Genomic DNA, 14,577 nt, shown 5'->3' on the forward strand with positions numbered 1-14,577 from the left:
CCAATGGAGTCTTTAATTCTAATATTAATTGGTGTGTTAGTTGCTGTGGCGACGTACCTAATCCTCTCAAAGCAATTATTACGTGTGATTCTTGGAACAGCAGTACTGTCACATGCTGCGCATTTACTTATTTTAACGATGGGGGGCCTGAAAAAAGGGGATGTGCCACTCATTGGTGAATCGCCAGGTCCATACGCAGATGCGCTTCCACAAGCATTAATTTTAACGGCTATCGTGATTAGCTTTGCAGTGACAGCATTTGTGCTAGTTCTCGGCTATCGTGCCTATAAAACTAATGGCACCGGGGAATTTGATGAATTGAGAGGTACGTCTGATGAGTAATATAATCGTTTTACCATTAATCGTGCCGGTTATTACGGCCATTTTGCTAGTATTTTTAAGAGAACATGTTTTGTTACAACGCATTCTTAGCCTGTGTACGTTTGGCTTCGTTGTAATCATAAGCGTCGTACTTTTGTTAGAGGTTCATCAACAAGGTGTGATGCGTATTGATTTTAGTGGCTGGTTACCGCCATTCGGGATATTATTTGTTGCCGATTCTTTTGCGGTATTACTTGTTTTAGTAGCGAATATTGTCGCAGCAATTTGTTTATTATACGCTATCTTCACAATAGGCGAGCACTACGAAAAAATGTATTTTTATCCTTTTGTGCTCTTGATGGTAGCGGGGGTAAATGGGTCGTTTCTAACAGGAGATATTTTTAATTTATTTGTATGCTTTGAAGTGATGCTACTCGCCTCTTATGCACTTATTAGCTTAGGTGGTGGGAAGATACAGCTGCGAGAAGCGCTGAAATATGTACTTATTAATATTGTTGCTTCATGGATCTTTTTAGTGGCATTAGCATTTTTATATGGAACTATCGGGACGTTAAATATGGCCCATATTTCCTTACGTGTTATGGAAGCTGGAGCTGACCCACTCATTACAACAGTAGGGCTTGTGTTCCTGATTGTTTTTAGCTTAAAAGCAGGTTTACTTCTATTCTTCTGGTTGCCAGGTTCATATAGTGCGCCACCAACAGCCATTGCTGCATTATTTGCCGCTCTCTTAACTAAAGTTGGCATATATGCACTTGTTCGCACATTTACATTATTATTTACAACGAATACCGAAGTAACACATACAATCCTCAGTGTAATGGCAGGATTAACTATAATTGCTGGTTGCATGGGTGCACTTGCCGGAAGAGATGTAAGGACAATTGCGTCATACAATGTCCTAATTGGTGTAGGTTTTATTGTTGCCGGACTTGCTATCGGTACGGAATCTGCCCTGCAAGGTGTAACGTATTATTTAATGCACGATATGGTAGTAAAAGCTATGCTGTTTTTAGCTGTAGGGATGATGATTTACGTAACTGGTGAAACCATTATCGATAAAATGAGTGGACTTATACGGAATTATCCCTTTTTCGGATGGCTATTCTTTATAATGATGTGTTCGCTCGCTGGAATTCCACCATTAAGTGGATTTTTAGGCAAAGTTTTAATTGGACAAGGGGCCATTGAAGGAGGGAATTTTGTGCTACTAGCATTAGGTTTCCTATCTAGCTTAATAGTTCTCTACTCTCTACTACGTATTTTCCTTTCTTCCTTTTTTGGTGAAACCATTATTAGTATTGAGGATGAAAAACCACTACCGAAGCGGGTAGTGTTACCATTGACTTTACTAACAGTTTGCACAATCGGTTTAGGCATTGGTGCTGAGTGGATGTCACCGTATGTTAAGGATGCGGCAGAAACGCTTCACACACCCTCTATTTATATTGACGCAGTGTTGAACGGCGAACAATGGCAAGGTGAGGTGAATAAGTAATGGCTATGCAGTTTATATTAAATTTATTTATTGCCACTTTATGGTTATTGCTACAGGATGAAATCACACCCCAGTTTTCCACATTTTTAATGGGCTTTATCGTTGGTATTGGAATTTTGTATGCAATGCATCGTTTTTACGGTACTCAATTTTATTTGCGCCGTGTTTTCTCTATTATTAAACTACTATGGCTTTTTAACTGGGAGCTATTACTCTCCAGCTACAATGTGTTAAAACAAATAACAACACCTAAGTTGAATATTACACCGGGTATTTTTACGTATAAAACAGAACTTAATGGAGATTGGGAAATTACAGCGCTTGCAATATTGTTAACGCTGACACCTGGTTCAGTTGTGATGGAGGTTTCTGAGGATGGAGATTTGTTTTATATCCATGCAATGGATATTGAGCAATCAAAAGACGCCGTAGTTCGCTCCATAGGGAAATTTGAAAAAGCGATTATGGAGGTGACACGCTAATGGTAGAAAAAGTTTTACTAGTAGCACTTGCGTTATTTAGTATGTCGATTGCGTTGTCGCTATATCGTGTCATAAAAGGCCCATCTATGCCTGATCGTGCGATAGCGCTGGATACGATAGGTATCAATCTACTTTCTGCAATAGCTATCGTATCCATCGTGTTAAAAACAAAGGCGTATTTAGAAGCAATATTAATTTTGGGTATATTGGCGTTTATCGGTACAATTGCCTTTACCAAATATATTGAAAGAGGTGTGATTGTTGAACGTAAATCAAATGATTGAGTGGGCGGCAGTCATCCTAATACTTGTCGGTTCTATCGTTAGTGTTATTAGTGCGTTTGGTATGATTCGCTTGCCTGATGTCTATACACGGTCACATGCAGCGACGAAAAGTTCAACATTGTCTGTATTAAGCTGCCTGTTAGGTGCATTTGTCTACTTTTGGATACACGACGGCTATGTGAGCGTTCGATTAATTTTAGGGATTCTCTTTGTATTTGTAACGGCACCAGTAGCTGGCCATTTAATATGTCGTGCTGCATATCGATCTCGTGTGCCTTTAGCAGAAGGCTCGGGAGAAGATGAATTAAAAGCAAAGCTATTTATCGACAAAGACGAATAAATAGTGAAGCGGTTTCGTAAGGTGGCTAAGACGTTACTTTAGGAACAGGGTAATTCTTTCAAATAATTATGGTGAAGAACTTAGCTATTCTTTCATTTGGATAAATGAAGAAGATGACATTAGTTGATGGTTATGACGACGGTGACTCCCGCGAAAGCAAATGCCTTAGGACATCAACGACAAAGTGAAAAGTGTTAGATTGACTACAATCAATCTAACACTTTTTTATGTTGCCCAGCCTCTTTGTCAATATGTATTCATTTAGACAGATGTCCTATGTTTTACAGGCATAAATGATGACAAGAATGAAAATAGTAAAGTAACACGTTCCAGCGCAATTCAAAAATAACAAAAAAATATAAAAACATTGATTTATTAGAAAATTCTGTGTAAAATATTTTGTTAAAAAATTTCGTGTATAGCTTGAAAATTATTTTGAAAGAGTATATCTTAATTAGCAGATAGATTTTTTATTCTGCTCTATGAATAAATATCCAATCGACTATTTTCGAGACGCAAATGTCTCATATACAATAAAAAACGAAAAAAAGGAGAAATTCGAATATGAAGAACAAAATTTTCATGCTTATGCTCGTTCTAGTAATTGGTGTACTTGCAGCATGTGGTACTAAAGATGATAATGCAACAAATTCAAATACTGGTTCAGATTCAGCAGAGAAACAAGTACTAAAAGTAGGTACATCAGCAGACTACGCTCCATTTGAATATGTTGATGCTGCTAAAGGTGAAGAAATTATTGGTTTTGATATTGATTTAATTAAACTAGTCGGTGAAAAACTAGGTGTAGATATGCAAGTTCAAGATATGGACTTTAACAGCTTAGTCCCTGCTTTACAAGCAGGTAAAGTAGACGTTGTTATTTCTGGGATGACACCAAATGAAGAACGAGAAAAAGTCGTAGATTTCTCAGACAAATACAATCAAACAGAACAAGTTATCGTAGTTAAAAAAGATAGCGGTATTAAAAAAGAAGCGGACTTAGCTGGTAAGAAAGTCGGTGTACAAACTGCTTCAATTCAAGAAAATTTAGGTAAAGCTATTGCTGAAAAAGTAAATGTATCTATTGAAGGGCGTACACGTATTCCTGAAATTGTCCAAGATATGATGTCAAAACGCTTGGACGGAGCAATCATGGAAGGTGGCGTAGCTAAAGGTTATCTAAAAACAAACGATAAATTAGCGGCGTTCCCAGTAGAAGTGCAACCAGAAGATCATAAAGCAATTGCTGTTCAAAAAGGTAGCGATTTAAAAGATAAAATTAACAAAGCATTAAAAGAACTAGCTGATGAAGGCAAAATTCAAGAGCTTGAAGAAAAATGGTTAGAAAAAGCTGAATAATTCAATTGAAATGCGATAGCTCTATCTAGGGCTATCGCTTGTCCATTTCACTAAAAGGAAAAGAGAAAGGAGGGGACGCTGTGAATTTAGATTTTACAGCAATCATTCCCTCTATTCCTTATATATTAAAAGGAATAGGTGTTACACTTCAAATTGCAATCGGTGCATCCATCATCGGTTTTATCGTTGGTATATTAATAGCTTTATGTAAAATTGGGAAAGTAAAAATTCTACGATGGCTTGCGGATTTCTACACTTCCATTTTCCGCGGTACACCACTTGTACTACAATTATTAATTATTTACTACGCAGTCCCACAATTATTAGATATTCAAATTGAGCCAATTCCAACAGCAATCATTGCATTCGGGTTAAACTCAGGTGCTTATATTTCAGAAATTATCCGTGCGGGAATCAACGCCGTGGATAAAGGTCAAATGGAAGCAGCTCAAGCATTAGGTATACCGTATTCAAAAATGATGAAAGATATTATTATTCCACAAGCAGTAAAAAATATTTTACCTTCTTTAGTAAATGAATTTATTACATTAAATAAAGAAACAGCTGTAGTAACGGTTATTAGTGCACTTGATATTATGCGCCGTGCCTATATTGTGGGCGGTTCAACGTATCGTTACCTTGAACCTTTACTATTTGCTGGGGTAATTTACTATATTATGACGCTTATCTTGACGTTCCTTGGTAAACGAATCGAGAAAGGAATGAGAAAAAGTGATTAAAATTGAAGATTTACACAAATCATTTGGGCAAAATGAAGTTCTAAAAGGTATTTCAACTGAAATAAAAGAAAAAGAAGTAATTGCTATTATCGGACCATCAGGCTCTGGTAAGTCTACATTCTTACGTTGTTTAAATTTATTAGAAGAGCCGACGAGTGGGAAGATTACAATCGCTGGAGATAACCTTACTGATAAAGGGACAAATATTATGAAAATACGTGAAGAAGTCGGCATGGTATTTCAACATTTTCACCTTTTCCCACATAAAACGGTTTTAGAAAACTTAACTTATGCACCCATCAATGTAAAGGGGATGGACAAGGCAACAGCCATTAAAAATGCTGAAGATTTGCTAACGAAAGTGGGCCTTTTTGAAAAGCGTAATGAGTATCCAAGTCGCCTTTCAGGTGGACAAAAGCAACGTGTAGCAATTGCTAGAGCACTTGCGATGGACCCAAAAGTGATACTGTTTGATGAGCCTACTTCTGCCCTTGACCCAGAGATGGTTAAAGAGGTGTTAGCCGTTATGAAAAACTTAGCAGATTCAGGGATGACGATGTTAATCGTAACGCATGAAATGGGTTTCGCGCGTGAAGTAGCAGATCGCATTCTATTCCTTGACGGTGGAAAGCTTATTGAAGATACACCACCAGAAGAGTTTTTCTCTTCACCTTCTACACAACGTGCAAAAGACTTTTTAGAAAAAGTTTTATAATTTATGAAATGCATTTAGTCTCTTTTATATTAGAGGCTAAATGCGTTTTTGCTTTAAATGAAAGAAGAATCATTAAATTGATCGATAAATGCATTAAGCTTGAATAATTCCTCTATATGATAGGTTCCTAATGGATGCTCTTTTTCTAAAAGCTCAGTAGCGACGGCTGCGGCAATTTTCGCTGTAACTAATGATTCATCATTATCAACAAAGGATAATGATATGGAAGGTGTGTTTTTTTCAATGGCTTCGACTTTTATCGCGCATACAGACGAACCAATTTTAACTTTTTGGATAAGTGAGGTAAGGATGTGTTGCACTTTATTTATTTTTAACATGTTAGAAAGTCGACTTTTTTGTAGAAAAGAGACAAACCGATTGAGCCATTCTACATCAAACCCCATCCTTGTTGCAATCTGACCCTGAGGAAAATGTTTGCTTAATGTATGCTGATCTGAAAAATTAAATTGATAGACGCTACGATTTCCAATCTTATTGAAGTGCACGAAGCGCTTATTTGTAAAATTAGTAATCTTCGTCTCAGTATGATTTTTAATGGTGTATTGCTTATTTAATTGATCTAATATCCAATGAATTGCAGCATTGCCATGTTTATCGCCTGCCCCAAGTAAAATTGAAATATGAAGTTTTGTAATTGAGGGCAGTTGTTGCGCAACATACATGGCCATTAAATTCGTTAAGCCTGGTGCCATTCCTACGCTCATTACAGCTGTCGATTGATGCTGAACGGCTACTGGGTGAAGGAGCTCAAGCTTTTTTAGAAAGGCATGACTTGCAGTAATATCAATGTACATAATTCCTTCTGACAAGCATAGCTCAGCAAACGCTGTATCCTGTTGCTCTAGACACATAATAACTAGCGCTATATTTTTAAGTTGCTTTGGCTTTACAGGCATAGAGACATCAAGCTGCATCGGGCTAACAAGATGATTTTGTTGGACGCAAAACTGTTTAGCTTTTTGTGAATCCCTTCCAGCAATCCAAACTCGATTAGGATAACTTTGCATTAGTAATTTTGCAATTTTACTACCAACCTCACCATAACCCCCAACGACTAATATTTTTTCTCTTGTCATTTATTTACCTCTTCTTTAATAGCCACTAAAGCATCAACCATATGTGACTTAAAATATGGGATTACCTTTGAAAAGCCTACGTCATGTAGTAAGTCAGTTAGCATCTCAAGACTAATTGGATAAGTAGATGTGCCAAAGGATTGCTCAAAGCGTAGCCAATGTTCTTCAGATAAATTATTTTGCAGCATTGAGCTTCGCCAATACTTGAGCTGGAGTGGAAATGCTTCTGCTGACATGTCTGTATTAATTGATGAAATAAATAACACTCCACGATCCTTTAAGCTATCTGCCATTTTTTGTAGTAGTGCTTTCTTTTGCTCAAGTTCCTCAATAAAATGTAAAACTAAGTGACAGGATGCAACTGCAAACTGATGGTGCAACACCAATGAACGTAAATCTTCCTCATACCACTCAATATGAGGGGGAGGAACAACTTTCTCCATACGTTTTCGGGCCAACTGTAGCATGATTTCTGAGGTATCAACGGCTGTAAAATGGGAGAAAGGGAATGCCCTCCCGAGGGAAAATAGTTCCTGACCGCCACCAGCCCCAACTATTAACATGCTATCTATAGTAGGGGAACTATGAAGGATTTCAGTCATCATATCGTAAATAAGATCGTAACCAATAATTTTTTGTCGAATAGTATTTTGGTAGCTTGAGACAATAGGATTGTGCCAATCATGTTGTAGATTTTTCATTTTTTACCTCCGTGTAGTACAATATAATTAAGAATTATTCTCAATTATAAACACTTATGGAAAATGAACTATCCCATAATTCTGGGGGAGGAATTTCGTGCAAGATTTTCAGTATTGGCGAAGGAAATCAGAAAGCTATTTAAGAAATAACGTGAATTCAGTTCAGTACCGACAAAAAATAATAGAAGATTTGCGGAAGTTTATTAATTTCGATGCATATTGTTGCACTATGATAGATACTCAAATGCATTTTTCAATAGGTGCTGTTACAGAGCAATCAATAGAAAATATTCATCAACAACTAATGTCTTTGGAATATGGCTCAGAAGATGCAAATAACTATCGTTATCTTGTAGAAAGTGGCCAATATATAGGAAGACTTAGTGATGTGAGTATCCAGTGTGTACGATATAAAGAGGTGTTAGAGCCTCATGGCTATAGTGATGAAATTCGAGCTGCACTGATGTTTCAAGGGCAATGCTATGGATTTTTAACACTTTTTAAAAAGACAGAAAATGTACAGCCCTTTTTTCAAGATGCAGAGGTAGAACAAGTTAGAATTCTCATGCCTATCATGGGGGAGGCTTTAAAAAGATTCCATCAAACGATTATCGAAGAACGACTGCCAACAGAAGCGGAGCAAAGTGGAATCATTATTTTGAATACAGATTTGCATATTCTTTCTACAAATATGAAGGCATCTCAATTGTTAGTTCTTTTAAGGGACAATGAAGGACTACTTGATTGGCAATTGCCGAAGCCAATACAGGCAATTTGTGCGAACTTACAGGCAAACAGAACGAACACAGATAATTCTTTATTAGTGCCAATTCATAACAAAGGTTATATAACAATCCAAGGATCCGCACTCATGACAGCTGATTTACAACAACAAATAGCAATTGTATTAAATGAAGCCTCTCCTAAAGAAATGCTAACTTTTTTACTGACAGCTTATCATCTTACACCTAGAGAACAGGACGTTATAGTTGAAATAATGAAAGGTATGGCGACAAAAGATATTGCACATAATCTCGGAATTTCCAGTTATACTGTTCAGGATCATTTAAAGCTAGTTTTTCAAAAGGTAGATGTGCGTGATCGAAACGAATTAATTTGGAAGCTATTTACTCGTTTTAATGAATAAATAAGCCCTATAAATATCTGCAGATGTTCTTTTAATAGAATATCTGCAGATTTTTTTTAATATGACAAAATAATAATAGGTAGAAAGGTTAAGAAAACTTAACTTAAATTTCGTAGAGGAAAATAGGGAATTTATAATATAATGAAAAACAGTAAGAGAGTCCTAAAAAAATACTTTACTCGACATCTTAGTTAGGTAGTAAGAGGTAGCTACTAAAAATACATACGATTTATTTATTCAGAATATTCAGTAAAAAGAAGCGATGAACGATAGCAAGAACTTTTTATTTGGATAACACAAATGATACGGGCTGAGATTGAGAGCTATTAAAGGATTGGGAATTTTTGATGAGAATAGATTTAAAAGCTATTACAAATGCAGATGAGGCATTTCTCTTTGAAGTCTACAGCTCAACAAGGAATCAAGAAGTAGATGCATGGGGATGGTCTGTTGAACAGAAGCAGATTTTTTTAGAAATGCAATGGCGCGCACAGCATGCTTCATATAAGCAGCAATTCCCAGATGCAAGCAACAGCATTATTGTTGTAGATAATCAGTGTGTAGGGAGATTGTTGATAAAAGAATTACAAGGTTATCACCATCTTATTGATATTTCTTTATTACCAATCTACCAAGGTAAAGGGATAGGGACTTATGTAATTAATGAGCTCCTACAGAAGGCAAGCAAAGGGAAAAAGGCAGTAATATTACGGGTTTTTCAAACAAATCCTGCAAGAAATCTTTATGAGAGACTAGGGTTTCGAGTCGTATCAGTTGATGAATTATATTTAAAAATGAGATGGCAATAAAAAAGGTGTGGTTGTTATGGTGATTATTTCTTCTTTACTTCTAAACTACTGCTGTCTTCCGTCCATTATTTAAAAGTGAGGAGAAAGTGAATTGCCGATTTCAAATGATGTTTTACAAACATATGAAGAAGATTTGAGGCAAACTATTCAATGCTTTTTTTATTTAGAGGGACAAGTAGAAAGCACTATAGTTCGCTTAGAGGATAATCGCAAAAGTTATATTCAAAAAAGAAACAAACGACTTATTTTAGGCAGTAAAAAGAAGGAGAACAATCTTCAAGTACTAGGGGCATTACAAGCAGATTTACGAAAGTCTTTAATAGGTATAGCACATATCAAGCAGTTACTTATAAATGAAGTGAACACTTTGCTTAAAAGTAGCAAACAATTAAAGCACGCTTATAAAGAAATGTATCCATTAGTTCCGTTTGCAGTATCAAGCTATCCCTTTGAGACAAGCCTTGCAACAAATGTCCGATTTAGCGTGTTACTGTTCCCCTTAATAGAAAAAGAGATTGTATCAAAAATGCCGCTACTAACAACAACAATTGAATCGACGCAAGCTAAAGAGATAATAACGACTCTTGAAAAACTTGATGTGAATATAAAAGAGCAAATAAATGAAGCTAAAAGTAGTGTAGCTAACTTAATAAGCATTCTTACGGAAACAGAAAACGAGTTGGTTAGGCACATTGGTAATGTGAGCGCAAGTTTATATCAAAGAGATATATTGCCAGTATCATCTTATAGTCTACAGCAGTTTGTCGATGGGGTTAAAAGAAATGAGCAGCATATAAAAATATGGATTGATCATTATCAAATGTTACAAACAATGCTGGAAAAAGGAATGGAGCTTCACGATGCGGTACATTTGAGCGCAAAATTGTTAAGTGAAAGTTTAGAAGAGCCATCACAAATATACCAAAATCAGAGAATTTTAAATGGCGCTTACCTACTTGAAACAGGTGCAGCCTATTCGACAATAGAACAGGAACTAAAGCTTACAGAGCAACAGGCGAAGCAGCTCATAGCAATATACCTATTGCTAAATAATGTGGAAAAATCAACTATATCTAAAAAAGTGAATATGGAGTTTAGTGAAATTAAATTAATTTATAAAGAAAATAAAGATGTACTTTCTATCGTTATTTCCTAATTAGAAAGGAGAACAGGCTATGCCAATTACGGATAACCAATTAGCAGCATATATAAAGGAACTTCAACCTAGTATTAAAAATATTATTGAATTAGAAGACAATCTTGGAAAAACAGGTGGAGATATAGACAGTATTTTATCCAAATTAAACGATGAAGCATTTGATCTAGGTGCATGGATTGGTGACAATCTTTTTCGCACAGATAACCCGAAAAGGAAAGAAACTGCTATTCAACTGTTAAATGGCTTAAACAATGAGCTAAGTAATGCAAAAATTGATTTAAATATTTTAAAGCATGATATCCAAGATGAATTAAATTCTCTATTAAAAGAATATGGGGATTGGAAAACTTACTTTGATAATAGATTATCAATTATTGCGTTCTCCATAGCTGTGCCTAAGTTTGAAGCTTCAAATCCATTTCATCGATTAATGTTAGGGGTTGTCGTAACTATCGTATTGAAAGATATATTAATGCCAATATTTGAAGCTTTAGGCTTAGGTGTTGTAGGTATGATCGTTGTGATGGTGTTAATAGATGGATTAATTCAAGGCGAAAAAAGAATGGAGTTATTTGAAAATATTCAAAAAGAATCGAAAAAGGCTATGGAAAACGTTGTGACTTTAAGAAAGGAAATTAAAAATGCGCAGGATCAAGTAAATGCTTTTTTTGAAGATGTTGCAAAGAGCTTTCAAGAAACAGGCTTGTTAACGAAGCCATTTACAAACCATCAGGAGCTAGTATCGTTTGTTAAACAACAGGCCGGCACCTTAAGACGTTGGTCGGATCAATATGAAACGATGAAACGAATGATTACTAAAGGAGGTTTAGATATTGAATTTTCAGCAGAAGTGGTTGCTGCCAATTTAGTAACTAAACAAGATGATGAAAATGAATTAGACAATTGTATCAAGATGTTAATGGGTGCGTATTTAATTGAAATTGGAGAGTCCAATAGTATAGTGGCTCAAAAGCTTGATATGTCTTTAGAAAGAATTAAAAAAGTTAAAGCAACTTATATGTTATTTAAAATGCATACACCAGATGACATTGCAAAAGCATTGGAAATGGATGTAAATGAGGTAATTACAATTCAAGAGACAAATAGCGACTTAATAGCAATTGTTAGTTAAAAAATAATCATAGGATGGATGGATTTTATGGCAATTACAGAAGCAACATTAGGAACTTATGTAGAAGAATTGCAGCCTTGTTTAAAAAATATTTATGAGGTAGAAGACAAGTTGGCTGAATGTAAAGAGGGCATTAATAGCATCATTTCGAAGTTGTTAGATGAGGATTTAGAGATTAGTGCTTGGATAGGAGATCATATATTTCGCACTGATAACCCAGAACGCAAGGCAGAAGCGATTAGGCTTTTAAAAGAGCTGAAAAGTGAATTGAGTGGAACAACAATCGATTTAAATATTTTAAAGCACGATATTCAAGATGATTTAAATAGTTTGCTAATGGAATTCCTAGATTGGCGAAAATGCTTTAAAAATACGTTGCCGCTAATCTCTTTATCAATCGTTGTGCCTTCTTATAAAAAGATTTCTTTAGATAAAGGCGTCGCGCTTTTCTTATTTGTTGCTAATCAATGTATTGGAAAAATAAAAGTACTGGATAGCTTAGTTGCAAAACTTGGTGTGCTTGGTGCAATAGCCGCTGTTCTTTATCTTATTACAGGAATTATTCAAGGAGAAATGCGGAAAGAATATTTTGAAAATATTCAAGCTGAAACGAATAAAGCAAAAAAGGATTTAACTGAGACAAAACAAGAGATTAATCTTGGGCAAAATCAAGTTAATGCTTTCTTTAAAGATGTTGCAAAGACTTTCAAGGAGACAGGACTTTTACAAGATACAAATGTAAATAATCGAGAGCTAGTTTTCTTAGTGAAGGAGCAAAGCAATTCATTACGCAGATGGGCGGATCAATTTAATGCCATGAAACGGATGCAGGAAAAAGGAATGGACTTATCCATTGCAGCTGGTATTGCCGCTGAAGCATTATGTAAAAACGCTACAGATCAAAATGAATTAGAAAAAGTCACTACTGCTTTATTAGGATCGTATTTAATTGAGTGCAATACTGATCTAGCTGGAATTGCAGACACTTTAAAAATTTCGAAAGATCAGGCAAAGAAAATCAAAGCAATGTATATGTTATTTACAAAACATACACCATCCGAGATTGCGAAAGTGTTAGATATGGAAATTCAAGAAGTCGAGTTAATACAAGAAGAAAATAAGGATATTTTAGCGAGCGTTGCTTAATGCGTTTTTATAAGATTCGTTGAATAACAATTAGGGAGGATGTGCATAATGTCAGATCAATATGTAGGCGAAATCCGCATGTTTAGCGGTCAATATGCTCCTGTAGGATGGGAATTATGCAATGGTCAGTTATTGCCTATTACAGGTAATGAGGTGCTTTTTTCATTAATAGGTAAATTATATGGTGGAGATGGTCAAACAAATTTTGCTTTACCTGATTTACGTGGAAGATTACCGATTCATAATAGTTCTCAATACCTTATGGCAAGTAAAGGTGGAGTGGAGACAGTTACATTAACTGAGGAACATTTACCTGCACATACGCATGGCGTTTATGCCAATAACATAACAACTGAAGCAACAGAAAATTCGCCAGCTAATAATACATGGGGGGTATCAACTCTCACAAACTATCAAACGAATGTTAACAGTAACATTGTACAAATGAACAACATGGTAGTTTCTAATATAGGTGGCACTCACTCTCATAGCAATATTATGCCATCATTTGTTATTAATTTTATTATTGCAACGCAAGGTCTTTATCCAGATTTTCAATAAAAAGGAGTGAGTATAATGGCAGAGCCGTTTTTAGGAGAAATACGTCTTTTTAGTTTCGATAAAATACCGAGAGGGTGGCTTCCTTGTAATGGTCAACTGTTATCGATAACTACAAATACTGCACTTTATTCATTGTTAGGATTTACGTATGGAGGGGATGGTAAGACAACTTTTGCGATTCCTAATTTACAAGGTAAGGTACCTTTACATCAAGGTAACCAGATAGCATACGGATCAGTAGGAGGAGAAGCAGAACATACGTTGACGGTTAACGAGATGCCTGCTCATCAACATCAAATAACAGCCGATTCATCAACAACAGATAAGCCTTCACCAAAAGACAATACATGGGGTGCAGTTAGTGGAAAGGATATTTACGCTAAAAATGATAATGTGGCAATGCACGAAGCTGCTTTGTCAATTACAGGGAAAAGTAAACCACATACTAATATGCAGCCCTATTTAAGTGTATCTTTTTGCATCGCAACAATGGGCATTTTTCCAAGTAGAGGATAAGGAGGAATGAGGAAATGGATCCGTATTTAGGTGAAATTAGAATTTTTGCAGGAAACTATGCTCCGAGGGACTGGGCATTTTGTGATGGACGTGAATTGTCTGTTGTTCAAAATAGTGCTTTGTTCTCCATTATCGGAATCACTTATGGTGGCGATGGTAAGACAACATTTAAGTTACCTGATTTAAGAGGACGTGCTCCTATGCACTATGGTAATGGTCCTGATTTAATGCCAAGGACATTTGCACAATCAATCGGATCAAGTACTGTGACACTTAATGAAACGCAAATGCCTAATCATAATCATAGAGTACAGGGGTCTTCTGTAGTTGCAGGTGGAATAGATAACCCCACTAATGCCATTTGGGGAAGTGAGTCAGCACTGTCGGCTAAACCATATGTTAGTTTAAAAAATGCAGTGGCAATGAAAGTGGACATAGTAAAGCCACAGGGCGGAGATCAGCCACACAATAATATGCAGCCTTTTGTTGCAATGAATTTTATTATTTGTTTGGAGGGAATTTATCCTCCAAAACCATAGGAAGAGGGAG

18 protein-coding genes are annotated in these 14,577 nt (G+C 35.9%); 16 read left to right on the plus strand and 2 right to left on the minus strand.

All coding sequences use genetic code 11. The features are described 5' to 3' along the window. Positions 1–3: 3 nt before the first annotated feature. The 8 genes from ACQKNX_RS23410 to ACQKNX_RS23445 all read left to right on the plus strand — a co-directional run bounded on the left by ACQKNX_RS23410 (position 4) and on the right by ACQKNX_RS23445 (position 5,760). Positions 4–342, plus strand: a complete 339-nt coding sequence (locus ACQKNX_RS23410; RefSeq protein ID WP_139860092.1) for a Na(+)/H(+) antiporter subunit C — start codon at positions 4–6, stop codon at positions 340–342. Continuing rightward, a complete protein-coding gene (locus ACQKNX_RS23415; RefSeq protein ID WP_427430952.1) occupies positions 335–1,840 on the plus strand; it encodes a Na+/H+ antiporter subunit D in 1,506 nt (501 codons plus the stop codon). Before ACQKNX_RS23410 ends, ACQKNX_RS23415 begins: the two co-directional genes overlap by 8 nt. Further along, complete coding sequence (locus ACQKNX_RS23420) at positions 1,840–2,322, plus strand: Na+/H+ antiporter subunit E (protein ID WP_340821373.1); 483 nt, start codon at positions 1,840–1,842, stop codon at positions 2,320–2,322. The genes ACQKNX_RS23415 and ACQKNX_RS23420 overlap by 1 nt, the downstream gene beginning before the upstream one ends. Further along, entirely contained in the window at positions 2,322–2,606 is a 285-nt protein-coding gene (locus tag ACQKNX_RS23425) for a Na(+)/H(+) antiporter subunit F1 (protein ID WP_427430953.1), read from the plus strand. The genes ACQKNX_RS23420 and ACQKNX_RS23425 overlap by 1 nt, the downstream gene beginning before the upstream one ends. After that, positions 2,584–2,946, plus strand: a complete 363-nt coding sequence (locus ACQKNX_RS23430; RefSeq protein ID WP_427430954.1) for a Na+/H+ antiporter subunit G — start codon at positions 2,584–2,586, stop codon at positions 2,944–2,946. The genes ACQKNX_RS23425 and ACQKNX_RS23430 overlap by 23 nt, the downstream gene beginning before the upstream one ends. Before the next feature lie 564 nt (positions 2,947–3,510). Continuing rightward, positions 3,511–4,305 carry a transporter substrate-binding domain-containing protein gene (locus ACQKNX_RS23435; protein ID WP_427430955.1) on the plus strand — a complete coding sequence of 265 codons (795 nt, stop codon included), beginning with the start codon at positions 3,511–3,513 and terminating at the stop codon, positions 4,303–4,305. 80 nt (positions 4,306–4,385) lie between these two features. Beyond that, a complete protein-coding gene (locus ACQKNX_RS23440; protein ID WP_427430956.1) occupies positions 4,386–5,045 on the plus strand; it encodes an amino acid ABC transporter permease in 660 nt (219 codons plus the stop codon). Further along, entirely contained in the window at positions 5,038–5,760 is a 723-nt protein-coding gene (locus ACQKNX_RS23445; RefSeq protein ID WP_403057933.1) for an amino acid ABC transporter ATP-binding protein, read from the plus strand. Before ACQKNX_RS23440 ends, ACQKNX_RS23445 begins: the two co-directional genes overlap by 8 nt. A 53-nt stretch (positions 5,761–5,813) precedes the next feature. On the opposite strand, the gene ACQKNX_RS23450 is transcribed toward ACQKNX_RS23445, so the two are convergent. Next, positions 5,814–6,857, minus strand: a complete 1,044-nt coding sequence (locus ACQKNX_RS23450) for a saccharopine dehydrogenase NADP-binding domain-containing protein (protein WP_427430957.1) — start codon at positions 6,855–6,857, stop codon at positions 5,814–5,816. Then, entirely contained in the window at positions 6,854–7,558 is a 705-nt protein-coding gene (locus ACQKNX_RS23455; RefSeq protein ID WP_427430958.1) for a class I SAM-dependent methyltransferase, read from the minus strand. Before ACQKNX_RS23455 ends, ACQKNX_RS23450 begins: the two co-directional genes overlap by 4 nt. A gap of 97 nt (positions 7,559–7,655) precedes the next feature. On the opposite strand from ACQKNX_RS23455, the gene ACQKNX_RS23460 reads away from it, so the two are divergent. The 8 genes from ACQKNX_RS23460 (at position 7,656) to ACQKNX_RS23495 (ending at position 14,567) form a co-directional block, all read left to right on the plus strand. After that, positions 7,656–8,705, plus strand: coding sequence for a helix-turn-helix transcriptional regulator (locus ACQKNX_RS23460; protein WP_427430959.1), 1,050 nt, complete (start codon positions 7,656–7,658; stop codon positions 8,703–8,705). Positions 8,706–9,052: 347 nt separating this feature from the next. Next, positions 9,053–9,514 (plus strand): GNAT family N-acetyltransferase, encoded by a 462-nt coding sequence (locus ACQKNX_RS23465; protein WP_427431001.1) that lies wholly within the window; start codon positions 9,053–9,055, stop codon positions 9,512–9,514. 91 nt (positions 9,515–9,605) lie between these two features. Next, positions 9,606–10,670: a hypothetical protein gene (locus ACQKNX_RS23470; RefSeq protein WP_427430960.1), complete on the plus strand. Its 1,065-nt coding sequence runs from the start codon at positions 9,606–9,608 to the stop codon at positions 10,668–10,670. 19 nt (positions 10,671–10,689) lie between these two features. After that, the gene (locus ACQKNX_RS23475) at positions 10,690–11,805 is read left to right on the plus strand and encodes a hypothetical protein (protein WP_427430961.1); all 1,116 of its coding nucleotides are present in this window, start codon (positions 10,690–10,692) and stop codon (positions 11,803–11,805) included. A gap of 27 nt (positions 11,806–11,832) precedes the next feature. After that, positions 11,833–12,951, plus strand: coding sequence for a hypothetical protein (locus tag ACQKNX_RS23480; RefSeq protein WP_427430962.1), 1,119 nt, complete (start codon positions 11,833–11,835; stop codon positions 12,949–12,951). 48 nt (positions 12,952–12,999) lie between these two features. Continuing rightward, complete coding sequence (locus ACQKNX_RS23485; protein ID WP_427430963.1) at positions 13,000–13,512, plus strand: phage tail protein; 513 nt, start codon at positions 13,000–13,002, stop codon at positions 13,510–13,512. A gap of 15 nt (positions 13,513–13,527) precedes the next feature. Beyond that, positions 13,528–14,028 carry a phage tail protein gene (locus ACQKNX_RS23490; protein WP_427430964.1) on the plus strand — a complete coding sequence of 167 codons (501 nt, stop codon included), beginning with the start codon at positions 13,528–13,530 and terminating at the stop codon, positions 14,026–14,028. 14 nt (positions 14,029–14,042) lie between these two features. Next, a complete protein-coding gene (locus tag ACQKNX_RS23495; RefSeq protein WP_427430965.1) occupies positions 14,043–14,567 on the plus strand; it encodes a phage tail protein in 525 nt (174 codons plus the stop codon). The last annotated feature ends 10 nt before the right edge of the window (positions 14,568–14,577 follow it).

The organism is Lysinibacillus sp. NPDC093712 (assembly GCF_050280025.1).
Lineage (GTDB): Bacteria > Bacillota > Bacilli > Bacillales_A > Planococcaceae > Lysinibacillus.